This is a genomic window from Pantoea leporis, assembly GCF_028048155.1.
Classification (GTDB): domain Bacteria; phylum Pseudomonadota; class Gammaproteobacteria; order Enterobacterales; family Enterobacteriaceae; genus Pantoea; species Pantoea leporis.
In genome coordinates this window covers 306,217-327,567 of sequence record NZ_JALMEU010000004.1, presented here as the reverse complement: position 1 = coordinate 327,567, position 21,351 = coordinate 306,217, and the positions used below count along the sequence as shown (strand labels likewise).

Here is a 21,351-nt window from a genome sequence, read left to right as displayed (position 1 = left end):
TTATCTCGACGTCGTCGTAACAGGTTGAATCAGTGTTTGTGGTGGCCACACGCGTTTTGGCAACCAGGCGGTTAACAGTAAAAGCAGGGCGGCGAAGGCAATCAGCATCTGGTAGCAATCACTCAGGCTCAGCACCATCGCCTGCTGTTTCAGCAAGGTGGCGAAGCCGCTGAGGTTTTCCGCGCTGCTGGCGCTGCCGTCCGGCAGCAACGGCGCGCTGCTGCTGGATTGTGCGCTGTTCGGCGCCGTCATCAGCCATGAACGGCTGGCGGCGCTATCGACCAGCACGTTGGAGTGGAATTTTTCACGGTGGCTGATAAACCATTCCACCAGCGTGCTGGCGGCGATGCTGGAGAAACCGCGCACCGTGTTGAACATCGCCGAGGCAAAGGGGCCTTCTGGTGGTGCAACCACGCTGGTGGCACTCATCAGCACCGGCAAAATCACCATGGGCTGGCCGAACGCCTGCAAAATCTGAATCAGCCAGAAATTCTGCCGCGCCCAATCGGTGGTGATGTGCATGCCCATCAGGCAGGACGTCACCAACAGCGCTACGCCCGCCGTCAACATCCAGCGGCAATCCACCCAGCGAATATTCAGCAGCGCGGCAACAAAAGGCGCGATCAGCAACTGCGGCAATCCGATGGTCAACGCCAGCGGGGCGAACTGCAGCGTGCGGAAGCCTTGCACCTGCGCCAGATAGGCCGACGGCAGCGCCGAACCTGACAGCGACAGAATCAGCACGCCCGCCAGCACCAGCAAGCCGTGTGCGAGATTGCGCCGCCCCAGCATCTGCAATTTGAACAGCGGCAGCGGGTGAAACCATTCATTAATAAAGAACACAGTCAGCAACGCCAGCGCGCTGAATAATAGGCCGCAGAATAACGGCGATTCGAGCCAGTCGAGTCGTTCGCCCTGCGTCAGCGCCAGAATCAACAGCGCCATACCGGAGCAGCCGGTCAGCATGCCGAACAGGTCGATCTGTTTAAAACGCTCAAGGCGCAGCGGATCCTGCGGCAAACCCCAGCTAATCAGCAGCATGGCAATCAGCATGGCGGGCACCACTTGCCAGAAGACAAACAGCCAGCTGACGTCATCGGTCCAGAACGCCGCCAGCGAAGCGGCCATATTCGGACCGAAAGTGGCGGTCAGCGCATATCCGGCTAAACCGTATAATTTGATCGGCGGCGGCAGAAAGCGCAGCGCAACGGTCATCAGCATTGGCGGCAGCGCGCCGCCAAATAACCCCTGCACCACGCGCAAGGCGATAAACAGCGTGGCGTTAGGCATCAGCGGCAGCAGCAGACCGCTCAGCATAAAACCAGCGGAGACGGTGAGCGCAAAGCGGCGCAGCGAAAAGGTGACGGCGAACCAGGGCGCAATCATCATTGCCGCCACTTCAGCGGCCTGATACGCGGAGATGATCCAGCTGCCTTGATCGAAACTGATGCCGATGGCAGCGCGGATATCGGCTAACGCGATATCGGTGACGCGATCGTTTAATCCCGATGTGAGCGCGGCAATCAGCACGCCAACCAATCCCAGCGCCAGGCGCAGAGTAAACGGATGGGGGGCCGGAGCCGCAATGGGCTGGGCGTTCATAGCAGGCTTCTCGTTATGATGTTGATGCAGTGTATTGCGATGTGATACAGGTGGCATCTTACATATCGATATGCTGTATTGCAATGTGATACAGGGTGTAAAAGTGCGATCATTCGCGTTAAAGTAGGGCAGGCCAAAAAGGAACGCATCATGGTTGAACTTCCCTCAAGCCGTGAGGATGAAAAAGCGGGTGGCATTCAGGTCATCGCGCGTGCGGCAAAAATTCTGAACGCGCTGGGTGAGCATCCCGGCGGCATGAGTTTGGGTGAAATTGCGCAGGTGGTTGATCTGCCGCGCTCGACGGTGCAGCGCATTATTGGTGCGCTGGACAGCGCACAGCTGGTGCGCAGCAGCGGTGCTGGCGGGTTACGTCTCGGTCCGGCGCTGCTCAAGCTGATCTCCAGCGTGCACAGCGACGTGGTGGAAATCGTGCGTCCATTCCTCGAACAACTCTCTGCAGAGATTAACGAAACGGTATCGCTGGCGCGGGCCAGCGGCACGCAGCTGGCTATCGTGCATTATGTGGTGGCCTCGCGCGAACTGCGCGTGGTGCCGCGCATCGGGCTGAATTTGCCGCTTTACAGCACATCGGGCGGCCGCGCGTTGCTGGCGCTGGAGAGCGATGAAGACGTGCGCGTGATGGTGGGCGAAGCCTATAAAGAGTTAACCGAGATGACGGTGAAAACGCTGCCGCAATTGCTGGAGCTGATTGCCGAGGTACGCGCCAGCGGATTGGCGATCGATCGCGGTGAGACGCTGGAGGGCATTTCGACCATGGCGGTCGCCATTGATACGCTGTTTGGCCGCTTCTCCATCTCATTACTGGTGCCGACCGCGCGGTTTCATAAGCAGGAAGCGCATTATCGTGAGCAAATCATCAAGTGCAAAGACGCCTTGATTCGTGAAATTGGCAAAATGACCGCTGTGGAAGGATAACCAACTGATGAAAACCTTGCTGATGGCCATCGATAACTCTCCGGTGGCGGAAAAAGTGATTGCGTTGACCATTGAACAAGCGCTGGCGCATCAGGCACAGGTCACGGTGCTATGCTGCGTTGATCCCGCTTACTCCTCCTGTAATCAACCGATAGAGATTGATGCCGGTGAAGATCCGGATGATTTTGTGGCGGCGAAAGATGAGCAGAACACCGCCGAAATGGTGGTGCGTCATGCGCTGGCGCCGCTTTTGCGCGCGGGCGTGGCGGCAAAAGGTTTGATTCTGGCGGGGGAAGCGGCGGAAACCATTGTGGCGCAATCCACACTTTTGCATGCCAGCATGATCATCATGGGACGCCGTCATCTGTCGCCGTTTAATCGTCTGCTGAAAGGTTCGGTCAGCGCTGCGGTGATTGAACGCGCCAATTGCCCCGTTTTAATTGATGTACGTAAGGATTAACCCCGCTCGATGCTCTCGCTTTTTCCGATTACGCTAGCGGCGTTCGCGCTGCTGGCGATCATTATTATTCTGCTGGTGCGCACCACCTCGCTGCGACTGTGGCAAGGCGTGCTGTTATTTATCTTGCCGCTAATACTGGCGAATTTACTGTGGTTCAGCTGGCTTCATCCACGTCAGGAGCGGCAGGCGCTGATGGAAGAGGTCGCAACCCAACTCAGCCTTGCGCCCGGTTATCGCCTGCTAAAAATTCAGGAACCCGCATTGTGGCAGTTGCTTAATCGCGAGCTGCTGCATAAACGGCTGGAAGGTGTTCCCGCCAATCAGGCGCTGGGGGATATGCGCGGCTGGTTGATGGATCTGGTTAATCAGCGTCTGACGCGCGCCAGCGATGCGGCGATCATTGATTACATCCGCGTCTCGGTCGAGGAGATGCAGGCGTTGCAGCAGCAGGAACCGCAGCGCTGCTTCCGTTTCCTCTATCCGCAGGTGAATGGCGGCGTCAATTTGCAACAGGTGTTGTCACCGGAACTGAATCAGCGCGATGCGCAAGCACTCGAAACGCTGCTGCAGCAAAGTACCGGCAATGAACAGCCGCTGGATCAGGCTGCGGCGCAGCGCGATTTACAAAGCGTGGTGGAAAAACTGTATGGCAAGTGGGGCGATCGGCTGCAACAGCTGAATATGCCAGCGGATACCGCGGTTGATCGCGGCGCAATGTGCGCGATGTCGATTGATCTCTACAGCGGCATTCTCGCATTGCCTGACAAACAAGCGGCCAATCTTTTACGTAAGATGGTCAGCCTTACCGGTTAGCAGGCAAAAAAAAAAGCCCGCTCAGCGCGGGCATGAAGGTCATTATCAGTATGTTTATTATTAATTCACCTGGTGTGGTGCAGACTTCGTTTTGTCTGAACAGATAATCGCACCCTTACCTTGATAAGTGAAACCGTTTGGTTTTATCGATTTGATTGGCGAAAGCTTCACTAATCCCGGACATTTCGCGCTTTATTCCTATAGATAAGCGCGGCGTTGCCTTTTAGACTGCAACGCTCAAGAGGAAACCCTAATGAAAAAAATGCTTATTAGCGCATTGGCGCTTTTTATGTTGGCGGGTTGTAGCGTCAGCAAACCAGGAGGATTTGAGCGTGTTGATGAAGATACCAGCTCAAATACCGTGCAGTATCGTTACGATCCGCACACGCTGAATAAAGACGCAATGGAGATCGACCTTGCGAATTATTGCAGCCAGCGTGGATTTGATAAGGTGGAATCACTGCCGTCGCAAAATAGCCATTTGCCCGGACTTAAGAAAGCCTGGTATCAATGTAATTACGCGGTAAAAAGCTAAAAAAATAGGGCGGGATAATTTCCCGCCCTTTTTATTTTCTTATTATTTGCTGTGTGTGCTTTGCCCAACTATCTGCGGTGTCCATGACCGCCGTGCCCATGATGCCAGCCGCCGCCACCACCATGATGGCCCCAGCCTGGGCCGCCGCCTCCACGATGATGATCGATAATACAGCCACTCAACATCGTCATAATGGCTACAACCGATGCAAGCCTAATTACTTTCTTCATGGAGAGTCCTCCTCTGTTCCAATGACGCCAGATTACAGGGGAATAGTGGAGTGAAGATGCAGGAAATGTAGAGTTATTACGGAATGTATTACGGAGTGTGTCAATTAAATGCTAAAAAAGTCGCGGGGTAAAATAAACCAATCGGAATAAGCTGAATGCCTGATAATAATAACGAGATTACTCCGAAAGGCAAGGCTTAATAATAGTGGTTCTCAATTAACGTTTTATTGTGGATCAATTGTGGAGAAATGGGATACCGCATATTCGTGCGGCATCCCAGCGAACTTAATTATGCAGTAAAGGTTCTGCCACGTTTTGGCGATTTGGCAGACGGATGCTCAGCGACAACACCAGCGAAATCACCAGCAAGGTCATAATCAGGCTGAAGGTGACGGTGAAGCCGCCAAAGGCGGAAGCAACCAGCGAACCCAGCACGCTGCCGATACCGAAGCCCAGGTAAATCAGACCATAGTTTTTGGTCAGGTTGTTCAGGCCAAAGAAATCGCTGACCAGCGATGGGAACACGGTAATGGTGCCGCCGAAGCTGAAGGCCACGCAAGCTAAGGAGAGGAAGAAGGTCGATTCACTCATATGGGTGAATAGCAAAATGCTCATGCCCACCAGCGAGACGATTTGCGCCAGCGTAATCACGCGGATGCGCGCCATTTTATCCGAGAGCACGCCAAGAATCAGACGGCCGCTGAGGTTGGCAATCGCAATCACCGTGACCGCATTGGCGGCGGTTTGCGCGCTCAGATGCACCATGCCTTCACCGATATCTTTCGCCACGCCAATCACGTACAGGCCGCTCATGCAGGCAGTGAGGAACATCAGCGCCAGCATCCAGTACTGCGGTAAACGCACCGATTGCGCCAGCGTGTAATCTTTGGCTTCCAGCTGCGTATTACCTCTGTTCTTCTGCATCGGTGCGTCACGCATCAGCAACGCGCCGACAATGATCATGCCCATCGCCAGCACGCCCCAGATCATGAAGGTATTCTCCAGACCTTGTGCGCTCAGCAGTGCGCCGCAGATGAATTTAAAGCCGAGGCTACCCAAACCGTACGCACCAATCGAGCAGGCGGAAATGAGCCCTTTGCGCTCCGGGAACCACTTCACGCAGTTAGAGAGCGTCATCAGATAACCGGCGCCATCGGCCAATCCCACCAGAATCCCCGCGCTGAGGTAGAGCATCATCAGATTATCGGCATGCGCGGTCAGCCAGAAACCTACCGCCATCAGCATGCCCGCACCGATGGTGACGTTGCGCACGCCAAAGCGCTCCTGCAATTTCCCGGCAAGCGATGACGCAATCGCCAGGCCAAGACTGAGTAAACCGAACGAGAAAGCCACTTCACTGATCGGCGCATTCAGCTTATTTGCCAGCGGGCCGTTAAACAGGCTCCAGGTATAAACCGAGCCCAAAGCGAACTGGGTGATAATAGTGCCGATAAGGGTGAGCATGCGGGTACGTTGGTCATTCGCGGGGGTTGCTGTTGTCATTTTTATCTCTCACTCGAGAAAGCGGAATCTGTGGAGATAATAAGTTGCTCTCGCGCGTGCGGGGGATACAGAGGCGTGAATGAACCGGATGGTGGAACGAAATGCAGTTAAGCGGGTATGAATGACATTGTGATGACAGTAAGTGATGTCATTTAAGCCGTAGCGGTTGCTACGGGTAACCATCTGTAAGTGTTTGTATCGATCACGCCATATCGCCTGCAAAGTTGTGGATGTTTGCCAGGCTTAAAGTTCATTCAAAAGGAGGAAATATGAAAGACCGAACATATGAATCCGCGTCAAATGAGGATGAGGTTTGCTGCATTATCGGTCAGGCGGTGATCGAGTTAAGCGATGAGCATCAACCAGTGAATAAATCCACGTTGTCGCTGAAATTACTGGCAATGGCCGACCGCGACAAAGATGATGAACGCGTCCTGCTTTACTGGATTGCCAGAAAAGCCATAACTAAACCTCACCAGCTCAATATCGGCGTTCAGGGCTGGCGCTAGAGGAACAAAAGAGCGGGCGCAATGCCCGCTCTCGTTATTTATGCAGTCCGTAATCGGCCCATCGTCGGCCAGCGTACAAACATCACCATGTTCCCCGCCAGAATCATCACCAATCCGATAATCGCATTACTATGCCAGTGATAACCTTCATAAAGCGTGGAGAGCGTTAGCGCCACCAGCGGGAACAGCAAAGTACTGTAAGCGGCCTGACTGGCACCAATACGGCCCACCAGCGTGAAATAGGCGCCAAATCCCACGACCGAACCAAATATCGCCAGGTAGCTCATCGCGCCTAACCACTGCATATTCAGCGCTGGCGCCAGCGAATCGCCGTTAATTAATGCCATTGCGGCCATCACCAAAGCGCCATACAGCATCGCGTAGCTATTGGTGGTCAACACATCACGCTGACGGCGTTGATGGCGCAGCGAAATCATATTGCCGAAGGAGAAGCCCAGCGTGCCAAGCGCGCTGAGGCCCACGCCCCACAGCAACTGTGGAGCCGGATGCGCCGCCTGAATATCATTCCAGAACAGTGCGACAATACCGCCCAGGCCAAGCACCGCCGCTGGCAACAGGCGAAACGATGGGCGCTGACGGAAGAAGATCCAGCTGTTAAGCGCGTTATACAGCACGGCCATCGAGAATATCACCGACTCGAGTCCGCTGCTGATCCACGCGGCAGCATGATAGAAGCAGACAAAGTTGAAGCCAAACACGCAGCAGCCCTGCAGCAGACAAAACAGATGATCGCGCTTATCCAGCGTTCGTAGCCGATGCAGCAGTTTGAGGATCACCAGCATCATCAGCGACGCCAGTAAGAAACGCCAAAATACCGCCACCAAAACGGGCGTATCGCCCGCTTCCTGCTGCAGGAAAATGGCAATCCATGTGGTTCCCCAAATCATCACCACGGCAAGGTATAACATCACATTCATAGCGCACTCTCCGACATAATCTGGCGCGCAGTGTGGCGTGAAAAGCAACCTGCGGCTTGCACGTTTTTGCGCGGCAATTGCAAAATCTTGCGCTTTTTACTTCTGTGTCCGGCTGTGACCTGTTTTCTGTCTGCGGAGATCCGTACACTGGGCGCTCATGAACTTCGAGTGATATGAACCATGGCCGATTACCAGACCTTCAACATGCTGCAGCGCCACAAAGCGAAGCTGCGCGACAGTGTGCAGTTGTCGAGCGGCATTAAGCTGGCGGCCTGGTTTAACAGCGGCGATCGCGTCACCAATCTTAGCGATCATCATACGCTGAGCCTGTATACCGCAGACGGCTATGAAACCTGGCATAAAACCCAAAACGGCTGGCGCAACGGCGGCGGCCCGGATCGCTTTTGCCTGATGCCCAGCGGGGTAGAATCGGTGTGGGATATTCGCGCCGATTTGTCGTTTGTGCATCTCTATTGCACCGACGAACATCTGCGGCATTTGGGCGAGCAGATCTGGGATCGCAGTCCGTCGCAGCTCAATCTGCATGAAAAGATCTTCGCGGCGGACGATCGCATCACCCAACTTTATCGCCATTTCTTGCTGAGCACCGACTGGCAACAGCCGGCGAATCAGTTGATGCTCAGCAGCGCATCAACGTTGCTGATGACGCATCTGCTGCAACGCTACAGCGATGTGCAATGGCAAGCGCCGCAGGTGCGTGGCGGACTGGCGCCCGCCGTGTTGCGGCGAGTCATGGCGTATATCGATGCGCAGCTCGATCAGCCATTAACGCTGGCGCAACTGGCAGCTGAAGCGGCGCTGAGCGAATACCATTTTGCCCGCATGTTCCGCAGCAGCGTTGGCGAGGCCCCGCATCAATATGTGATGCGTCGCCGCATGGATGCTGCGCTGCAGCTGCTGAAATTCAGCCGTTTAACGCTAACAGAAATCGCAATGCGCTGCGGTTTTCACTCCTCGAGTCACTTCAGTAACCGCTTCCGTCAGCTGCATGGCGTGACGCCATCGGCATGGCGCCAAGATCAAGTCTGATTACGATCTCACTTTTAAAACGTTGTAATCGGCTGCAAGAACCCCTGTTTTTTTCTGAACACATCTCTCAGTTGTACATTTTCAAACTCAGTGAGGCATTTTTTCCATGGATTTTGGAGTAGGATGCTATGCAGGAGAATTAAGCTATCACATTGATTACAATGACAAGTTACAAGAGGCTGTAATTATGGAAAAGCGCGTGTCAAAGCTGGAAGCGGATATTGACGATATCAAAACCGATATGGCAGTAATGAAAACGGATATCGCGGTGATCAAATCTAATTACGTCACCAAAAGCGATCTTTATCAGGAGATTGGAAAAGTGCATCAGGATATTGGGAGAATTCATCAGGAGTTAAGTAATCAGACAAAATGGATAATCGCTGGGATGCTGAGTACTGCGGGCATGACGCTGGCACTGGCTCGCTGGTTGTTTTAAGTGAATAACTAATCAAGGAGTGAACATGGAAAAGCGCGTATCAAAGCTGGAAGCGGATATTCATGAAATGAAAACGGATATCGCGGTGATCAAATCGAATTACGCCACTAAAAGCGATCTTCATCAGGCGATTAACCAGCAAACGAAATGGATTGTGGCGGGAATAATGAGCACCGCTGGACTGACACTTGCTCTGGCAAGATGGCTGTTTTAAGCGGGAGAACGATGAAAATCTGGTGTCCCCTGCAGAAATCGAACTAGTAGTTAACTTACTGATTTAAAAAGTTTATATTAAAGTTAAATCGTTTATACCATCATAGATACCAACACTCAAAAATAACCTTAAAAACTGTTGTGAGACACTGAAAAAAGCGTCTTAATTATACTCAATTTTATCAGCCGTTGTTACTGTTTCAGAGCTTGTTGATTGAAGAGCTGGTTCAAGGTGATGATGAGCTGACTTCTACATTGAGCTAAAAAAAACAAATGTAAGGCCTCAGTATGGATACGGTTCAGATCTACAAAGAGCTACAGGCTTGGTTTGACTATGACAACTATGTTCATGTTGAGTCTTGCACTTTAAAAGGCTTACATAAGGAGTTACAGGTAAGAAAGAACATCCTCGATTCAATTGAGTTTTTTGGAGAAGGGGATGTTTATTTTGACCAGATCCTTGCAGGTAACCCTCTAATAAGTAAAACAATTGACCTCGACACTCATCTGGCAGAAAGCCAAACTCACATACGACAAGTCACCTTTGTTCATATTGAAAGCCTCAAAAGATCACTTGAAATGTTCTCGCAAGAGTCGTTTGTCAAAGGAAGTGATCAACTTACGAAAGAGGTCAAAGAGCAGCCACTAACTCAAAGTATGAGAGCCGTTTTTATGAGAACCAATGAAAGCCGTGTGTATACACACTTTGACTTGGAAAACTCATCAGATGAAGAAATCATAGGCTCGCTTCGTGCGTTACTTCCTGTTTGGAGAAAAGAGTATGGGATCAAGGGCAGGAAGCAAGAGGCTTTCGGTCTGGGAAGGATTCTAAAGTTGGTTGACTACCGTATCCTTCCTATGATGGATCTTCTTATGTGGGGGAAGTTGAATGGGGTGGGCCTATCAAATACTATACTTAGCAGATTACTCTATCCTAATCTGACAGATGAAGTGAGAGGGGAAGAACAACTCAAAGATACAGATCGTCCAATAGCTGAAAAAGCATTGACAGGTATTATTTGTAAGAATATTGAGGGTTTTATTAACAAGAATCGGCATCTTATAGATGTTCCTGTAGTACATCTTCGAAAATTGGTGTGAGCAGTATATAAATCTCAAAAGTTGAGGATTAAATTGAAAATAGTAAAAGTGTCGGTTAGAAAATTGTTTGGTATTTTTGATCATACCATTCCTTTTAATCAAAGTAGCGGGGTAACTATTGTTATTGGAGAGAATGGTATTGGCAAAACAAAATTTTTAGAATCAATTAGTGCAATATTTAACGGTAACTACGAATTCTTAATTGATTTGGATTTTGAAAATATAACCATTTTTTTTGATAATCAAGAATCTTGGGAGTTTTACAGGGATTCAGAAAGGAAAAGTAATGAGATACTCTTGAAAAGAAATGGCAAAAATATAAGTCCCAAGCCGGAAAAGTTGTTTGGATCGAACAGAACTGAGATTAGTAAGTTTACGGCGGATGATTACTACCACTTACAAATGGATCTGGAATTAGATATGATGCGGAATGAAATGCTGCATCATAATACAGGGGTTGATTACAGAACCTTAGAAAAACATCTTTGGCTTAAGAAAAAGCTGAAAAGTGAAACTGAAAAAACAACAACTCCCAAGTGGTTAGTTAATGAGTCAAATAAGATTTCGGTGAAATTAATTGAAACCCAGCGGATAATTGCTAGAAATCAAACTCGAAAAGATTCTTATATGAGTATGGTTACACAATGTTCAAATGAATTGAAGGATTTGATTTCCAATGCAATAAAATCCTCGGCGGATTTAACATCTGCATTAGATAGTACATATCCTAATAGATTAGTAAAAAACCTACGGAAAAGAACTGACTATACGTATGAACAATTAAATAGAGAGCTTTATGAATTAAACGAAAAAAGAAAATTTTTATCAACTACGGGTCTCGTCGTAGATGCTCAGGAGTCAGAACTTGCAATAATACAAGATGAGCATAACGATTTAATTATTACTTCTATGAAGCAATATGTAGAAGATAGTAAACAAAAACTTGAACCTTATGATGGCTTAGCTATGAAGATAAGTCAATTCATGCGCATAATAAATAGCCGGTTCAAACATAAAATTTTAAAAGTAAGTAAAGAAGACGGACTAAAATTCACCTCGATGATAGGAGGAAAGAAAAACGAAATCAGGGAGATTGAACTTACGAAATTATCATCTGGAGAACAGCATGAATTGGTTTTATTCTATAAATTGATTTTTAACTCCTCACACGGAGATCTTATTTTAATTGATGAGCCTGAGTTATCATTACATATATCTTGGCAAAATAAATTTATAGATGACCTTAAGAAAATCGCGGAAATTAATGGCTTCAGTGCAGTAATTGCTACTCACTCACCCGACATAATCTCTTCAAATTGGGAGCTGAGTGTAGAATTAGAGGGAGTAGAGTAGATGGACCAATATATTACTCCCGACCGTATAGCTAATGCAATCATGCAAGATAAATCATTTAAAGGGATGCATGTTTTAGTAGAGGGTGTGAAAGATTTAAAAGTTTATTCTAAATTCTTCGATTTAGCAAAGGTTAGATTGACACAAACAGGAGGTAAATATAAACAGCGAGAAGCCTATAACACACTTTCAGCTCGTGGATTCCAAAAAGCAATAGGTATAAGAGATGCGGATTTTTTTAGAATAAAAGATAATCCAAAATTTGTAGAAGGTTTTAAAACCAATATTTTTATGACAGATGGGCACGATTCTGAAATTATGATGATAATGGTCGATACCTTGGAAGACATGTTATCCGTATGTGTGGAATATGAAGGAAGGAAAAATTTTGAGGAGAAAATAAGTTCCTCCATTCGAGAAGTGGTTATTAGCGGCGCATATAAATTAGGATGTCTCAAGCTTGCAAATAAAAGATATAATTTAGGATTGTCATTCAAACCGGAAAAGGTAGACGGCAATAGATTAAAATTTAAAAAATTTATAAATGAAAATGACTTTCATTTAGATCTTGACAAGATGATACATACAGTTTGGGAATATTCCAAAAATAGAGGTCAAGTTGTTAGTAATAAAGATTTGATAACAAAGAGTTATAGTGAAGTTTATGGCGAAAATCATCCCAGCACCGAAATAGTTAACGGTCATGATGTTGCAGAGATAATTTGCATAGTGGCTTCTCAAGGGATAAAAAGTAAAAATACAGTATTTCAACATCCGGATAGGGTTGAAGAGAGCTTAGCGCTATCTTTTGATAGGATGAAATTTAGAAGAACATCCTTATATCAAGCTTTGTTTAGATGGTTAGAAGAAAATGAAGAAGAGCATTTTTTTTCATTAGATTGATTATTTTTAGATAATAGCTTCAGATAAGCTTTTGAAGAATATATATCATCTTCAATGATAGGAGGAAGTTTTTCTAGTTACAGAAACTTCCTTTCTCCTCTATAGTTAAATTTAACCTTGTCAAGGGGAAGAGCTGAAAAAAATTATTAGTTTGCAAAAGTGAAGTAAGAAATCCCCACAAAAAACTAAGTCCACTACATCCCTTCAAAGCCTGTTCCCGTCTACTTAGTATCAACTCATCGACAAGACGAGGAGATACAATCATGAACACATCTACTACACAAACCACTCGACTCATTCGCTTACCTGAAGTGACCTGCCCCCAGAATTAGATATAACCTTCAGTTAGTAATGTCGGTTTGTTTACCTTCACATTCTCCATTTCGCCACCGTGCTGCAAACTCTGATGGCGTCTGATAATTCAGTGCTGAATGTGGACGACACTCGTTATAATCCTGCCGCCAGTCATTAATGATTTTCCGAGCGTAAACGATATCGCTGAACCAGTGTTCATTCAGACATTCATCGAGAAAGCGTCCGTTAAAACTCTCAATAAATCCGTTCTGTGTCGGCTTGCCGGGCTGGATAAGCCGCAGCTCCACGCCATGCTCAAAGGCCCATTGATCCAGTGCGCGGCAGGTGAACTCCGGCCCCTGGTCAGTTCTTATCGTCGCCGGATAGCCCCGAAACAGTGCAATGCTGTCCAGAATACGCGTGACCTGAACGCCTGAAATCCCGAATGCGATGGTAATTGTCAGACACTCCTTCGTGAAGTCGTCCACACAGGTCAGGCACTTGATCCTGCGACCGGTGGCCAGCGCGTCCATGACGAAATCCATCGACCAGATCAGGTTGGGCGCCGCCGGGCGGAGCAGCGGCAGACGTTCTGTTGCCAGCCCTTTACGACGACGTCTGCGTTTTACGCTCAGCCCGTTCAGATGATAAAGGCGGTACACGCGCTTGTGATTAACATGAAGGCCTTCACGGCGCAGTAACTGCCAGATGCGACGGTAGCCAAAACGCCTGCGCTCCAGTGCCAGCTCAGTGATGCGCCCTGATAAATGCGCATCAGCCGCCGGGCGCTGAGCCTCATAGCGGCAGGTCGACAGAGACAAACCTGTAAGCCTGCAGGCACGACGTTGCGACAGACCGGTCGCATCACGCATAAACTCAACAGCTTCCCGCTTCTGGTCTGTCGTCAGTACTTTCGTCCCAGAGCCACCTGAAGTGCCTCCTTATCCAGCATGGCTTCGGCAAGCAGCTTCTTGAGGCGGGCGTTCTCCTCTTCAAGAGATTTAAGCCGCTTCACCTCAGGAACTTCCATGCCACCAAACTTCTTGCGCCAGGTGTAAAAGGTGGCGTCGGAAATGGCGTGCTTGCGGCAGAGCTCACGGGCAGAAACTCCGGCTTCCGCTTCGCGAAGAATACTGATGATCTGTTCGTCGGAAAAACGATTCTTCATGGGGATGTCCTCATGTGGCTTATGAAGACATTACTAACATCGCGGTGTATTAATCAACGGGGAGCAGGTCACGAGGATGGAGAGATCGTTAGCCTCACTTCTGAAAAGGTAATGCTAAATATCTTATTCCATATCGAGACACCTTGGATTGATGAGTTTGGGATTGAAGAGGGAAGCCGTCTAGCCGCTAAAGTGCTTGAGCAAATGCTCGCACCGGGCTTTGCGGTTGAAAACTTGCGCCTCTCCATTAAAGGCGTAACGGAGCTACGCGAGGTCTATCGAGACATTATTTTTGGCGCTCCTGATGGTGAACTACCGCAGGGATATAAGTTTATGTCGCCAGATTACGGGGAGGACTTCCTGTGAAAATGCAATCTGTATCAGCAATTGCTAACGCAGCACGAGGCCGCTGGCCGCATATCTTATCCGCTCTGGGAATAAATGTTCCAAACGGGAAGCGGCATGGAGCCTGCCCGGTTTGTGGTGGAAAAGATCGTTTTCGCTTGGATGATAAAGAAGGTCGTGGAACGTGGTTTTGTAACCACTGTGGCAACGGTGACGGCTTGGATCTTGTGCGTCTTTCTACTGGCCATGATGTTAAAACCGTGTCTGCGATGGTAGCCGAAACACTCTCATTACCTGAAGTGAGTATTCAGCCAATAATGCCTGCCAGAAATAAAGCTGTGGACGGCAAAGCAGGCCAGAAACGCTTTACTGAACTTAGCCAGCAAACACAGCAGGGAGAGTGCAGCTATTTAACGGCGCGTGGCCTTCATGGGCACACGGTTTCTTTGCTAGATAAGCAATTTAGCATGGCGGGTATGTCGTTTAGCGCTGGCTCTATTCTGCTTCCGCTTACGGATATTGCTGGAAACATAACGGGTGGCCAGCTTATCAGCCCTGAAGGTGAAAAATGTCTGTTGCAAGGTAGCCAGCTGTCAGGGGCATTTATTCAGGTTTCTGCTTTGCCAGCGGAACCACCTGAGCAAGTGATCATCACTGAGGGTTTTGCTACGGGGATAACCGTTAGCATGCTGGCTGATGGGCTAATTCTTGCTGCTGTTGCTGCAACGAATTTAGTAAAGGTAGCGGAGCAAATACGCCAGCGCTGGCCAGAGGCTCGGATCATTCTGGCTGGGGATAATGATCTCCTTGATGGCAAAGATAACACTGGACGTATTCAGGCCGAGAAAGCGGCGAAAGCTGTTGATGGGTGGGTAACGCTGCCGCCAACTAGGCATAAAGCCGACTGGGACGATTACCGCCGCGAAAATGGGGAACGTCGCGCGCGTGAAGCGTTCATGGAGGAAATGGCGCTGCATGGCAAAGGGCTTACCCGATTGCCGCAAGGGTTCCGGCTGACAAAAGAATATCTTTGGTATGACAAGCAGGTGAATAAGTCTGACGGTGACACAGAGATCCGTAATATCAAGATTTGCAGCCCGCTGCGCGTCACAGCGATCACCAGTGATGCAGACGGCAGTAATTATGGCCGCTTGCTCGAATGGGAGGACACCAACGGTATGAGCCGTAAATGGGCGATGCCGATGGAGCTGCTTGGCGGCAGTGGCGAAGAACTGCGGCGTGTGCTGCTGGTTAACGGGCTTTCTTATATCAACATCAACGGAATGGCGCGCGCGCATTTGATGGAGTACATCTCTCTGTGCAAGCCCGATAGGAAAGTTACCTGTGTGAATAAAACTGGCTGGCATGGTGGCGTATATGTGCTTCAGGACGAGGTGATCGGGCGCGATGCTCAGTCTGTCATTCTGCAAACCAGCAGCGTACAAGGCCGTGATTTCAGAGTAAGCGGCACCACGGAAGAGTGGCGGGATCAGATTGGGCGTTATTGTATCGGCAATGCTCGAGTGGCGTTCTCTGTCAGTCTGGCTTTTGCATCGCCTCTGCTGCGGCTAGTAGGCATGGGCGGTGGTGGTTATCACCTCAAAGGCGAATCCACTGACGGCAAAACCACGACCATGAAAGTAGCCGCTTCCGTCTGCGGTGGAACGGATTTCTGGCATACGTGGCGATCAACCGGTAATGCGCTGGAAGGTACGGCCAGCCGCCGTAATGACGCTACGCTCATGTTGGATGAAATCCGCGAGGTAGATGGGCGGGAAGCGGGAAATATCGCCTATATGCTGGCGAATGGCCAAGGTAAAGCCAGAGCGAGAACGGACGGTTCGGTACGCGAAACGAACCGCTGGAATCTGCTTTTTCTATCTACTGGGGAGCTTTCACTGGTTGAGCATGCGGCAAACGCTAGAGAGCGCACTTATGCCGGCGTCGAGGTGCGCATGATCCAAATCCCAAGCGATTCCGGTATGCACGGCGTGTTTGAGGAGTTACATGGCTTCAGCGGTGGCAAAGCATTGGCTGAACATCTGGAGCAGTCAGTAACGCAGCATCATGGCGCGCCGTTCCGCGATTGGTTGCATCACATCACGCAGAATTTGCCGGAAGTGACCAGTCAGGCGAAAGCCATGCTAAAAGACTTCACCCGCAGGCTGACGCCTCAGGACGCCGGGAATCAGGTTGGACGAGCAGTGACGCGCTTTGCGCTTGTTGCAATGGCCGGGGAGCTGGCAACCCGCGCAGGCATAACTGGATGGCCAGAGGGCGAAGCTTTTAAAGCGGCGGAGCGCTGTCTGTCTTCATGGGTGACTGACCGTGGCCATGCAGCGAACCAAGAAGATAAAGCCGCATTGGAGCAGATTTGTGACTTCATGACCCGCAACCAGTTCAGCCGTTTTGCTGATTGGTATGACGAACGGAATCGACCTACGGCCATGATGGGTTTCCGTAAGGTAGATAAGGGTGGCAATGACAGTGAGCCAGTTACTACGTTTTATGTTTTGCCGTCTGGCTGGAAAGAGATCTGCAAAGGTTTTGACGCCCGCAAGGTGGCGCGATTGTGCGTAGCCGCCGGATGGCTTGAGCCGGGTAGTGAAGGGCGCACACAGACAAGCGTTCGCCTGCCAGAAATAGGGGTTAAACGCGTTTATCAGTTCAGCAGTTTGGTATTGGGCAGCGCAGAACCTGCATAAATCGCGTGAGCCTTATTTTTTAAAGGTAACACTGGTAACAAAGGTAACAGCCTGAGTTCATGCGGCCTGCTGCTGTTACCAGTTAAAAATTCTGACTGGCAACACTGGTAACAGAATTGCGCTTGTTACCACTCATTACCTAAGTAAAAACAGCAGTGGTAACAGATTTTATCTATATAAAACAAAGGTGTTACCAGCGTTACCACTGTTACACATCTCAGAGATAGATAACCGTGCCAAATGCCTTCAATCTGGCGGGCATGTTTTGAAGGAACAACCATGCGAATAATGAAAATGACTTGCCCGGTTTGCCTAGCGGACGCAACGATACGCAAAACCAACAGAAAGCATCCTCAGCTATCAGATGTTTATTGCCAGTGCACCAATCTGGAATGTGGGCACACCTTTGTAATGAACGTCTCGTTTTCACATACCATCAGTCCCAGTGCGTTAGCTGGAGATGGAAGGGTAAGGGAGCTGCTAAACGCACTTGGTCGGGATGAGCGAAAACAGGTGCTTGAGTTACTTAGAGAGGAAGAGATTAAGAGTTAACTACTATGCCGGGCAGAACGTGAGCGCCCGGCTTACTTTTTGGATGAAAAAATTTCAGTAGTCATTCTGATAAAGTCATTAAATATCAATTTGTTATATTCCAATCATTTTGACTGATAATAATTTTCTTGGTTACGCAAAAATTAAATTCCTTTAAATATCAATAATTTAATTCCCTTTCGGATGACTTGAAGTTGTTGCGGAACTGAAAAAAAGTGAAATTCCTTTCAACGATTTCAGTTAGGGGTGTGAGCCATAAACCCTTTGCTGCCGGGGGCGGAGACAGTGCATTGAAGAAAAGCGAAACTGAAATAATTTCTTAATACGGAAACCGCAGGCGGGTGCGGTGTAGCGCCGTTTTTGCCAATATAGGGTATGTCTAGGCATAGTCACTATGGTTGCTTGACAAAGGTATGATAAATTTACATACAGGTTGCATATAATTCTTACGCGACAAAAGTTAGAATAAAGTGGATAACTTTTAAGTTGCATCTAATAAAAAGATAGATAATATGCTAGAAATTACATATTGGCTTGCTGATTCTAGCCACATATATTTGTAGTGATCGGGATTTGAGGGTATGCAAGTTATTGATAATGCTAATATGATCTACGCAAAAGCATTTCGTAGGCCTTTTTTTAACTCGCTTGCGAGAGGGGAGGATTTATCTGCTACCTTATCACTCTTCAAGGAAACTATCCCTAACTATAATGGGTTAACTATAAGAGAACTTTTTGATTTGTTTTTTGATCTTCTAAGAAAAAATTATCGAAATGAATATGTATACAAATCGGCCATTGTTAATAAGGTTGTTTTTGGTCGTCATAGTCCTAAAACGAGTTCGTCTTCAATTGAGTTGCCGGTAAATAATTCTATAGTGGATGTCGCTGTTTTTAATGGCCATTCTACGGCCTATGAAATCAAAACCGAGTTTGATACACCAAAGCGTTTAATTACCCAGTCAGTGGATTATTTAGACGTGTTTGAAAAGGTTTATATAGTTACACATCCGAGTCTTGCAAATAAATATGCAGCACTAGATATACCAAATTTAGGCGTCATATCTTTAAGTTTAAAGGAAACATTAAGTGTTGTTAAGGAGGCTAAACTTAATACTGAAAATGTAAAGCTTGAGAAAATATTCAATGTTCTTAGAAGAAGTGAATATGTTAAGATTGTTGAGGATTACACATCATCAGTCATTTCTTTGCCTAATGGGGTTGTACAAAATTATTGCAAGAACATATTCCTATCAATTCCTTTAGAAGTAGCTAACTCATATTTCATTAACGCAATGAAAAAAAGAGCTACTGACAAAGAGTTTATTGATTATCTTTATTGTCTTCCTGCGTCTTTACGTGCTTTGGGATACGCAACACCACTATCAAAAAAACACAAAGATTATATTGTTAATCTAATGGATTCTAAAATTGAATCTTATTGAATTTTTGAAAAAAGGAGAAGTTGTATGTATAGTCCATATCTTTATGCAAGAGGCACTGAATTATTATCATTGAGAGAGATTTCATCTACTGCTGTTAACGTTAATGGCTTACTTCCTGTACTCGAACCTGTTAATTCAAATGCAACTGCTTTAGTTACTTGTTTGAATGCTTGGAATAGTGACGTGGTGGTTATACTTAATCCCTATCAGAATGATTTTTCCAATGGCAATAATGTTAATCAATTCAATCAAAATATATCCCAATTGATAACCACAAAGAATAATATAATTCTTGGTTGTTTGGTAAAGTCGGGCATAAATTTTCAGTCTTTGACAACATGGATTTCAAGTTGTGGAAATAAAAGGGTTGCCCTTATCTATGATAATGCAGCTTTAACTGATGCAGAATTACAGACATTGGCAAGTGATCCTCGCATTACTTATCATATTATATTAAACAACTCATTGCCTCAGCATCAATATAATTACATTCCCGCCATTAAGTCCATATTCATTAATGATAACTTCAGAAAGTTGGCAAGAAATGCTGACTATAACGGATCAGAGTTTTTCACAAATCAGCATCAATATATTGGTCGGAATTGTATAGGTATTGGTGACTATTCAATTACAGGAAAAGTTTTAGATTTAGGTGGAGGACAGCCCTCAGCTATAGCCTCTCATCTTATCTATAAAGAGTTAAGCAATAACTCAATTTGGGTACGTCACTTTGTTTCAAGTAATACACAACGAGGCGCAGTAGACGTTGCAACAATGTTCATTGATGTTGCCGATCAAATCACGGCTCATGTACCAAACTATCTTTCGCAGTATGGAAACAATATTGGTTTGAATAACTACTATTCATGTAGTCAAAGAAAACATTCGCCCGGACTCGCAAAGAATAAACAATTCCAAATTACTCACCATATTTGTTTAATGTTAGATATTATCAACGGTAGGATATAATTTTTCCGCATACCATTCTAACATCACAGCTCGATCTTTAATATATTGCGCATGATTGTAAGTTCCTCTAATTGAGTTCTTATCAACATGCGCAAGTTGCATCTCAATCCAAGCACTTTCAAAACCATATTCATGCAAAATCGTGCTCATCATATGGCGGAAACCGTGCCCCGTTAGCCGCCTGTGATAGCCAAGCATCTTTATCACTTTATTGATGCTGGCATCGCTCATCGGCTTTCTAACGTCGTTTCTGCCTGGGAACACCAGCTGATATTTACCTGATATCACCTTCAGTTTATTTAAAATCTCGATTGCCTGAGACGAGAGCGGCACCAAATGAGAACGGCGCTTTTTCATTCGTTCTTTCGGGATTTCCCATAAAGCGTTATCCAAATCAAACTCACACCATAAAGCCTCTCGGAGTTCAACGGTGCGGACACCGGTAAGCATGAGGAGCTGAGTGGCATATTTAGTCAGTAAGCTGCCCCGATACCCTTCAAGCGCTTCAACAAAAGCTGGAATCTCTTTCTCTGTAAGGAACGGAAAGTGGTTCTGTTTTGGCTTGTTTAAGGCGATGGCCAAATCGGGAGCAAAATTGTACTTTGCTCGGCCAGTTACCACAGCAAAACGGAGGACTTCACCGCAGCGGCGGCGGATCTTGCTTGCCTGCTCTAATGCGCCACGCTTTTCTATTTTTTGCAGCACGGCCAATAGCTCTAGCGGCTCAATTAGCCCAATGGGCCTGTGGCCAACGTAGGGAAAAATATCGCGCTCAAGGCAGCCTAAAACTTCTTTAGCATAGCCATCCGTCCAGGTTGACTTCTTACCACTGTGCCATTCTCTGGCAACGGCTTCAAAGCTATTCTCATGCGAGAAACGCAGCGCTATTTTATCGGCTTTACGTGCGTCGCTGGGATTAATCCCCTTAGCTAGCATCGCACGCGCCTCCTCACGTTTGCGGCGTGCCTCTGCAAGCGAAACTTCCCCGTAAACGCCAAATGAGATCATTTTGGGCTTGCCTACAAAGCGGTAACGGAAGCGCCAGCCCTTAGCACCACTGACATCAACCAACAGCGATAGCCCTGCGCCATCGTTGAGCGTATAGGGCTTGTCTTGCGGTTTAGCACGTTTAATTTGAATATCAGATAGCAGCATGTGTATAGAAAAAAGATCGAACTGAGTTATACGCAATTTTATACACATCTGTGTATAGATTCCATTGAACTTTATTGGACAGTTCTGGACGTGATACGTGGTGTATAATTATGTTTTATAAGGGAATTTAGAC

The 21,351-nt window shown here is 47.5% G+C and carries 21 protein-coding genes; 16 read left to right on the top strand and 5 right to left on the bottom strand.

Annotated elements, in window-relative coordinates; translation table 11 throughout:
- A complete protein-coding gene (locus MWH02_RS14205; RefSeq protein WP_271460878.1) occupies positions 1-1,602 on the bottom strand; it encodes an MFS transporter in 1,602 nt (533 codons plus the stop codon).
- Positions 1,603-1,752: 150 nt separating this feature from the next.
- On the opposite strand from MWH02_RS14205, the gene MWH02_RS14200 reads away from it, so the two are divergent.
- The 4 genes from MWH02_RS14200 (at position 1,753) to MWH02_RS14185 (ending at position 4,346) form a co-directional block, all read left to right on the top strand.
- On the top strand, positions 1,753-2,538 hold the full coding sequence (locus tag MWH02_RS14200) for an IclR family transcriptional regulator (protein WP_008101326.1): 786 nt from the start codon (positions 1,753-1,755) through the stop codon (positions 2,536-2,538).
- 7 nt (positions 2,539-2,545) lie between these two features.
- Entirely contained in the window at positions 2,546-2,998 is a 453-nt protein-coding gene (locus MWH02_RS14195; RefSeq protein ID WP_101763602.1) for a universal stress protein, read from the top strand.
- 9 nt (positions 2,999-3,007) lie between these two features.
- Positions 3,008-3,811 (top strand): hypothetical protein, encoded by an 804-nt coding sequence (locus tag MWH02_RS14190; RefSeq protein WP_110866533.1) that lies wholly within the window; start codon positions 3,008-3,010, stop codon positions 3,809-3,811.
- A 253-nt stretch (positions 3,812-4,064) separates the two neighbouring features.
- A complete protein-coding gene (locus tag MWH02_RS14185) occupies positions 4,065-4,346 on the top strand; it encodes a putative periplasmic lipoprotein (protein ID WP_008101319.1) in 282 nt (93 codons plus the stop codon).
- Positions 4,347-4,861: 515 nt separating this feature from the next.
- Here MWH02_RS14185 and MWH02_RS14180 read toward each other — a convergent pair.
- The gene (locus MWH02_RS14180) at positions 4,862-6,079 is read right to left on the bottom strand and encodes an L-lactate MFS transporter (protein ID WP_271460877.1); all 1,218 of its coding nucleotides are present in this window, start codon (positions 6,077-6,079) and stop codon (positions 4,862-4,864) included.
- Between the two features lie 269 nt (positions 6,080-6,348).
- Between MWH02_RS14180 and MWH02_RS14175 the strand changes: the two genes are divergently transcribed.
- Positions 6,349-6,588 (top strand): hypothetical protein, encoded by a 240-nt coding sequence (locus tag MWH02_RS14175; RefSeq protein ID WP_008101313.1) that lies wholly within the window; start codon positions 6,349-6,351, stop codon positions 6,586-6,588.
- Between the two features lie 38 nt (positions 6,589-6,626).
- Here MWH02_RS14175 and MWH02_RS14170 read toward each other — a convergent pair whose 3' ends face one another.
- On the bottom strand, positions 6,627-7,526 hold the full coding sequence (locus MWH02_RS14170; RefSeq protein WP_271460876.1) for a DMT family transporter: 900 nt from the start codon (positions 7,524-7,526) through the stop codon (positions 6,627-6,629).
- A gap of 180 nt (positions 7,527-7,706) precedes the next feature.
- Between MWH02_RS14170 and MWH02_RS14165 the strand changes: the two genes are divergently transcribed.
- The 6 genes from MWH02_RS14165 to MWH02_RS14140 all read left to right on the top strand — a co-directional run bounded on the left by MWH02_RS14165 (position 7,707) and on the right by MWH02_RS14140 (position 12,585).
- On the top strand, positions 7,707-8,576 hold the full coding sequence (locus MWH02_RS14165; RefSeq protein ID WP_271460875.1) for an AraC family transcriptional regulator: 870 nt from the start codon (positions 7,707-7,709) through the stop codon (positions 8,574-8,576).
- Between the two features lie 106 nt (positions 8,577-8,682).
- A complete protein-coding gene (locus tag MWH02_RS14160) occupies positions 8,683-9,015 on the top strand; it encodes a hypothetical protein (RefSeq protein ID WP_271460874.1) in 333 nt (110 codons plus the stop codon).
- Between the two features lie 25 nt (positions 9,016-9,040).
- On the top strand, positions 9,041-9,229 hold the full coding sequence (locus tag MWH02_RS14155; protein WP_110866538.1) for a hypothetical protein: 189 nt from the start codon (positions 9,041-9,043) through the stop codon (positions 9,227-9,229).
- A 287-nt stretch (positions 9,230-9,516) separates the two neighbouring features.
- The gene (locus tag MWH02_RS14150; RefSeq protein ID WP_271460873.1) at positions 9,517-10,329 is read left to right on the top strand and encodes a DUF6387 family protein; all 813 of its coding nucleotides are present in this window, start codon (positions 9,517-9,519) and stop codon (positions 10,327-10,329) included.
- 33 nt (positions 10,330-10,362) lie between these two features.
- Positions 10,363-11,682, top strand: a complete 1,320-nt coding sequence (locus tag MWH02_RS14145) for an AAA family ATPase (RefSeq protein WP_158601481.1) — start codon at positions 10,363-10,365, stop codon at positions 11,680-11,682.
- Positions 11,683-12,585, top strand: coding sequence for a DUF4435 domain-containing protein (locus MWH02_RS14140; RefSeq protein WP_122889716.1), 903 nt, complete (start codon positions 11,683-11,685; stop codon positions 12,583-12,585).
- Between the two features lie 341 nt (positions 12,586-12,926).
- On the opposite strand, the gene MWH02_RS14135 is transcribed toward MWH02_RS14140, so the two are convergent.
- Positions 12,927-14,047, bottom strand: a protein-coding gene (locus MWH02_RS14135) for an IS3 family transposase (RefSeq protein ID WP_271460872.1) whose coding sequence is annotated in 2 segments (ribosomal slippage) — positions 12,927-13,789 and positions 13,789-14,047 — 1,122 coding nt in all. Because the reading frame shifts where the segments join, the coding sequence is not laid out codon by codon here.
- A gap of 21 nt (positions 14,048-14,068) precedes the next feature.
- Here MWH02_RS14135 and MWH02_RS14130 point away from each other — a divergent pair.
- From MWH02_RS14130 to MWH02_RS14110, 5 genes are all read left to right on the top strand, one after another.
- A complete protein-coding gene (locus MWH02_RS14130) occupies positions 14,069-14,413 on the top strand; it encodes a DUF5375 family protein (protein ID WP_271460871.1) in 345 nt (114 codons plus the stop codon).
- Complete coding sequence (locus MWH02_RS14125) at positions 14,410-17,097, top strand: DUF927 domain-containing protein (RefSeq protein ID WP_271460870.1); 2,688 nt, start codon at positions 14,410-14,412, stop codon at positions 17,095-17,097. Before MWH02_RS14130 ends, MWH02_RS14125 begins: the two co-directional genes overlap by 4 nt.
- Positions 17,098-17,376: 279 nt before the next feature.
- Positions 17,377-17,649 (top strand): Ogr/Delta-like zinc finger protein, encoded by a 273-nt coding sequence (locus MWH02_RS14120; RefSeq protein WP_154190382.1) that lies wholly within the window; start codon positions 17,377-17,379, stop codon positions 17,647-17,649.
- Between the two features lie 581 nt (positions 17,650-18,230).
- Positions 18,231-19,094 (top strand): sce7726 family protein, encoded by an 864-nt coding sequence (locus MWH02_RS14115; RefSeq protein WP_271460869.1) that lies wholly within the window; start codon positions 18,231-18,233, stop codon positions 19,092-19,094.
- 24 nt (positions 19,095-19,118) lie between these two features.
- The gene (locus MWH02_RS14110) at positions 19,119-20,063 is read left to right on the top strand and encodes a sce7725 family protein (RefSeq protein WP_271460868.1); all 945 of its coding nucleotides are present in this window, start codon (positions 19,119-19,121) and stop codon (positions 20,061-20,063) included.
- Here the strand turns inward: MWH02_RS14110 and MWH02_RS14105 are convergent.
- Positions 20,037-21,218 carry a tyrosine-type recombinase/integrase gene (locus MWH02_RS14105; protein WP_271460892.1) on the bottom strand — a complete coding sequence of 394 codons (1,182 nt, stop codon included), beginning with the start codon at positions 21,216-21,218 and terminating at the stop codon, positions 20,037-20,039. The two genes, MWH02_RS14110 and MWH02_RS14105, sit on opposite strands and share 27 nt — an antisense overlap.
- Positions 21,219-21,351 lie beyond the last annotated feature (133 nt).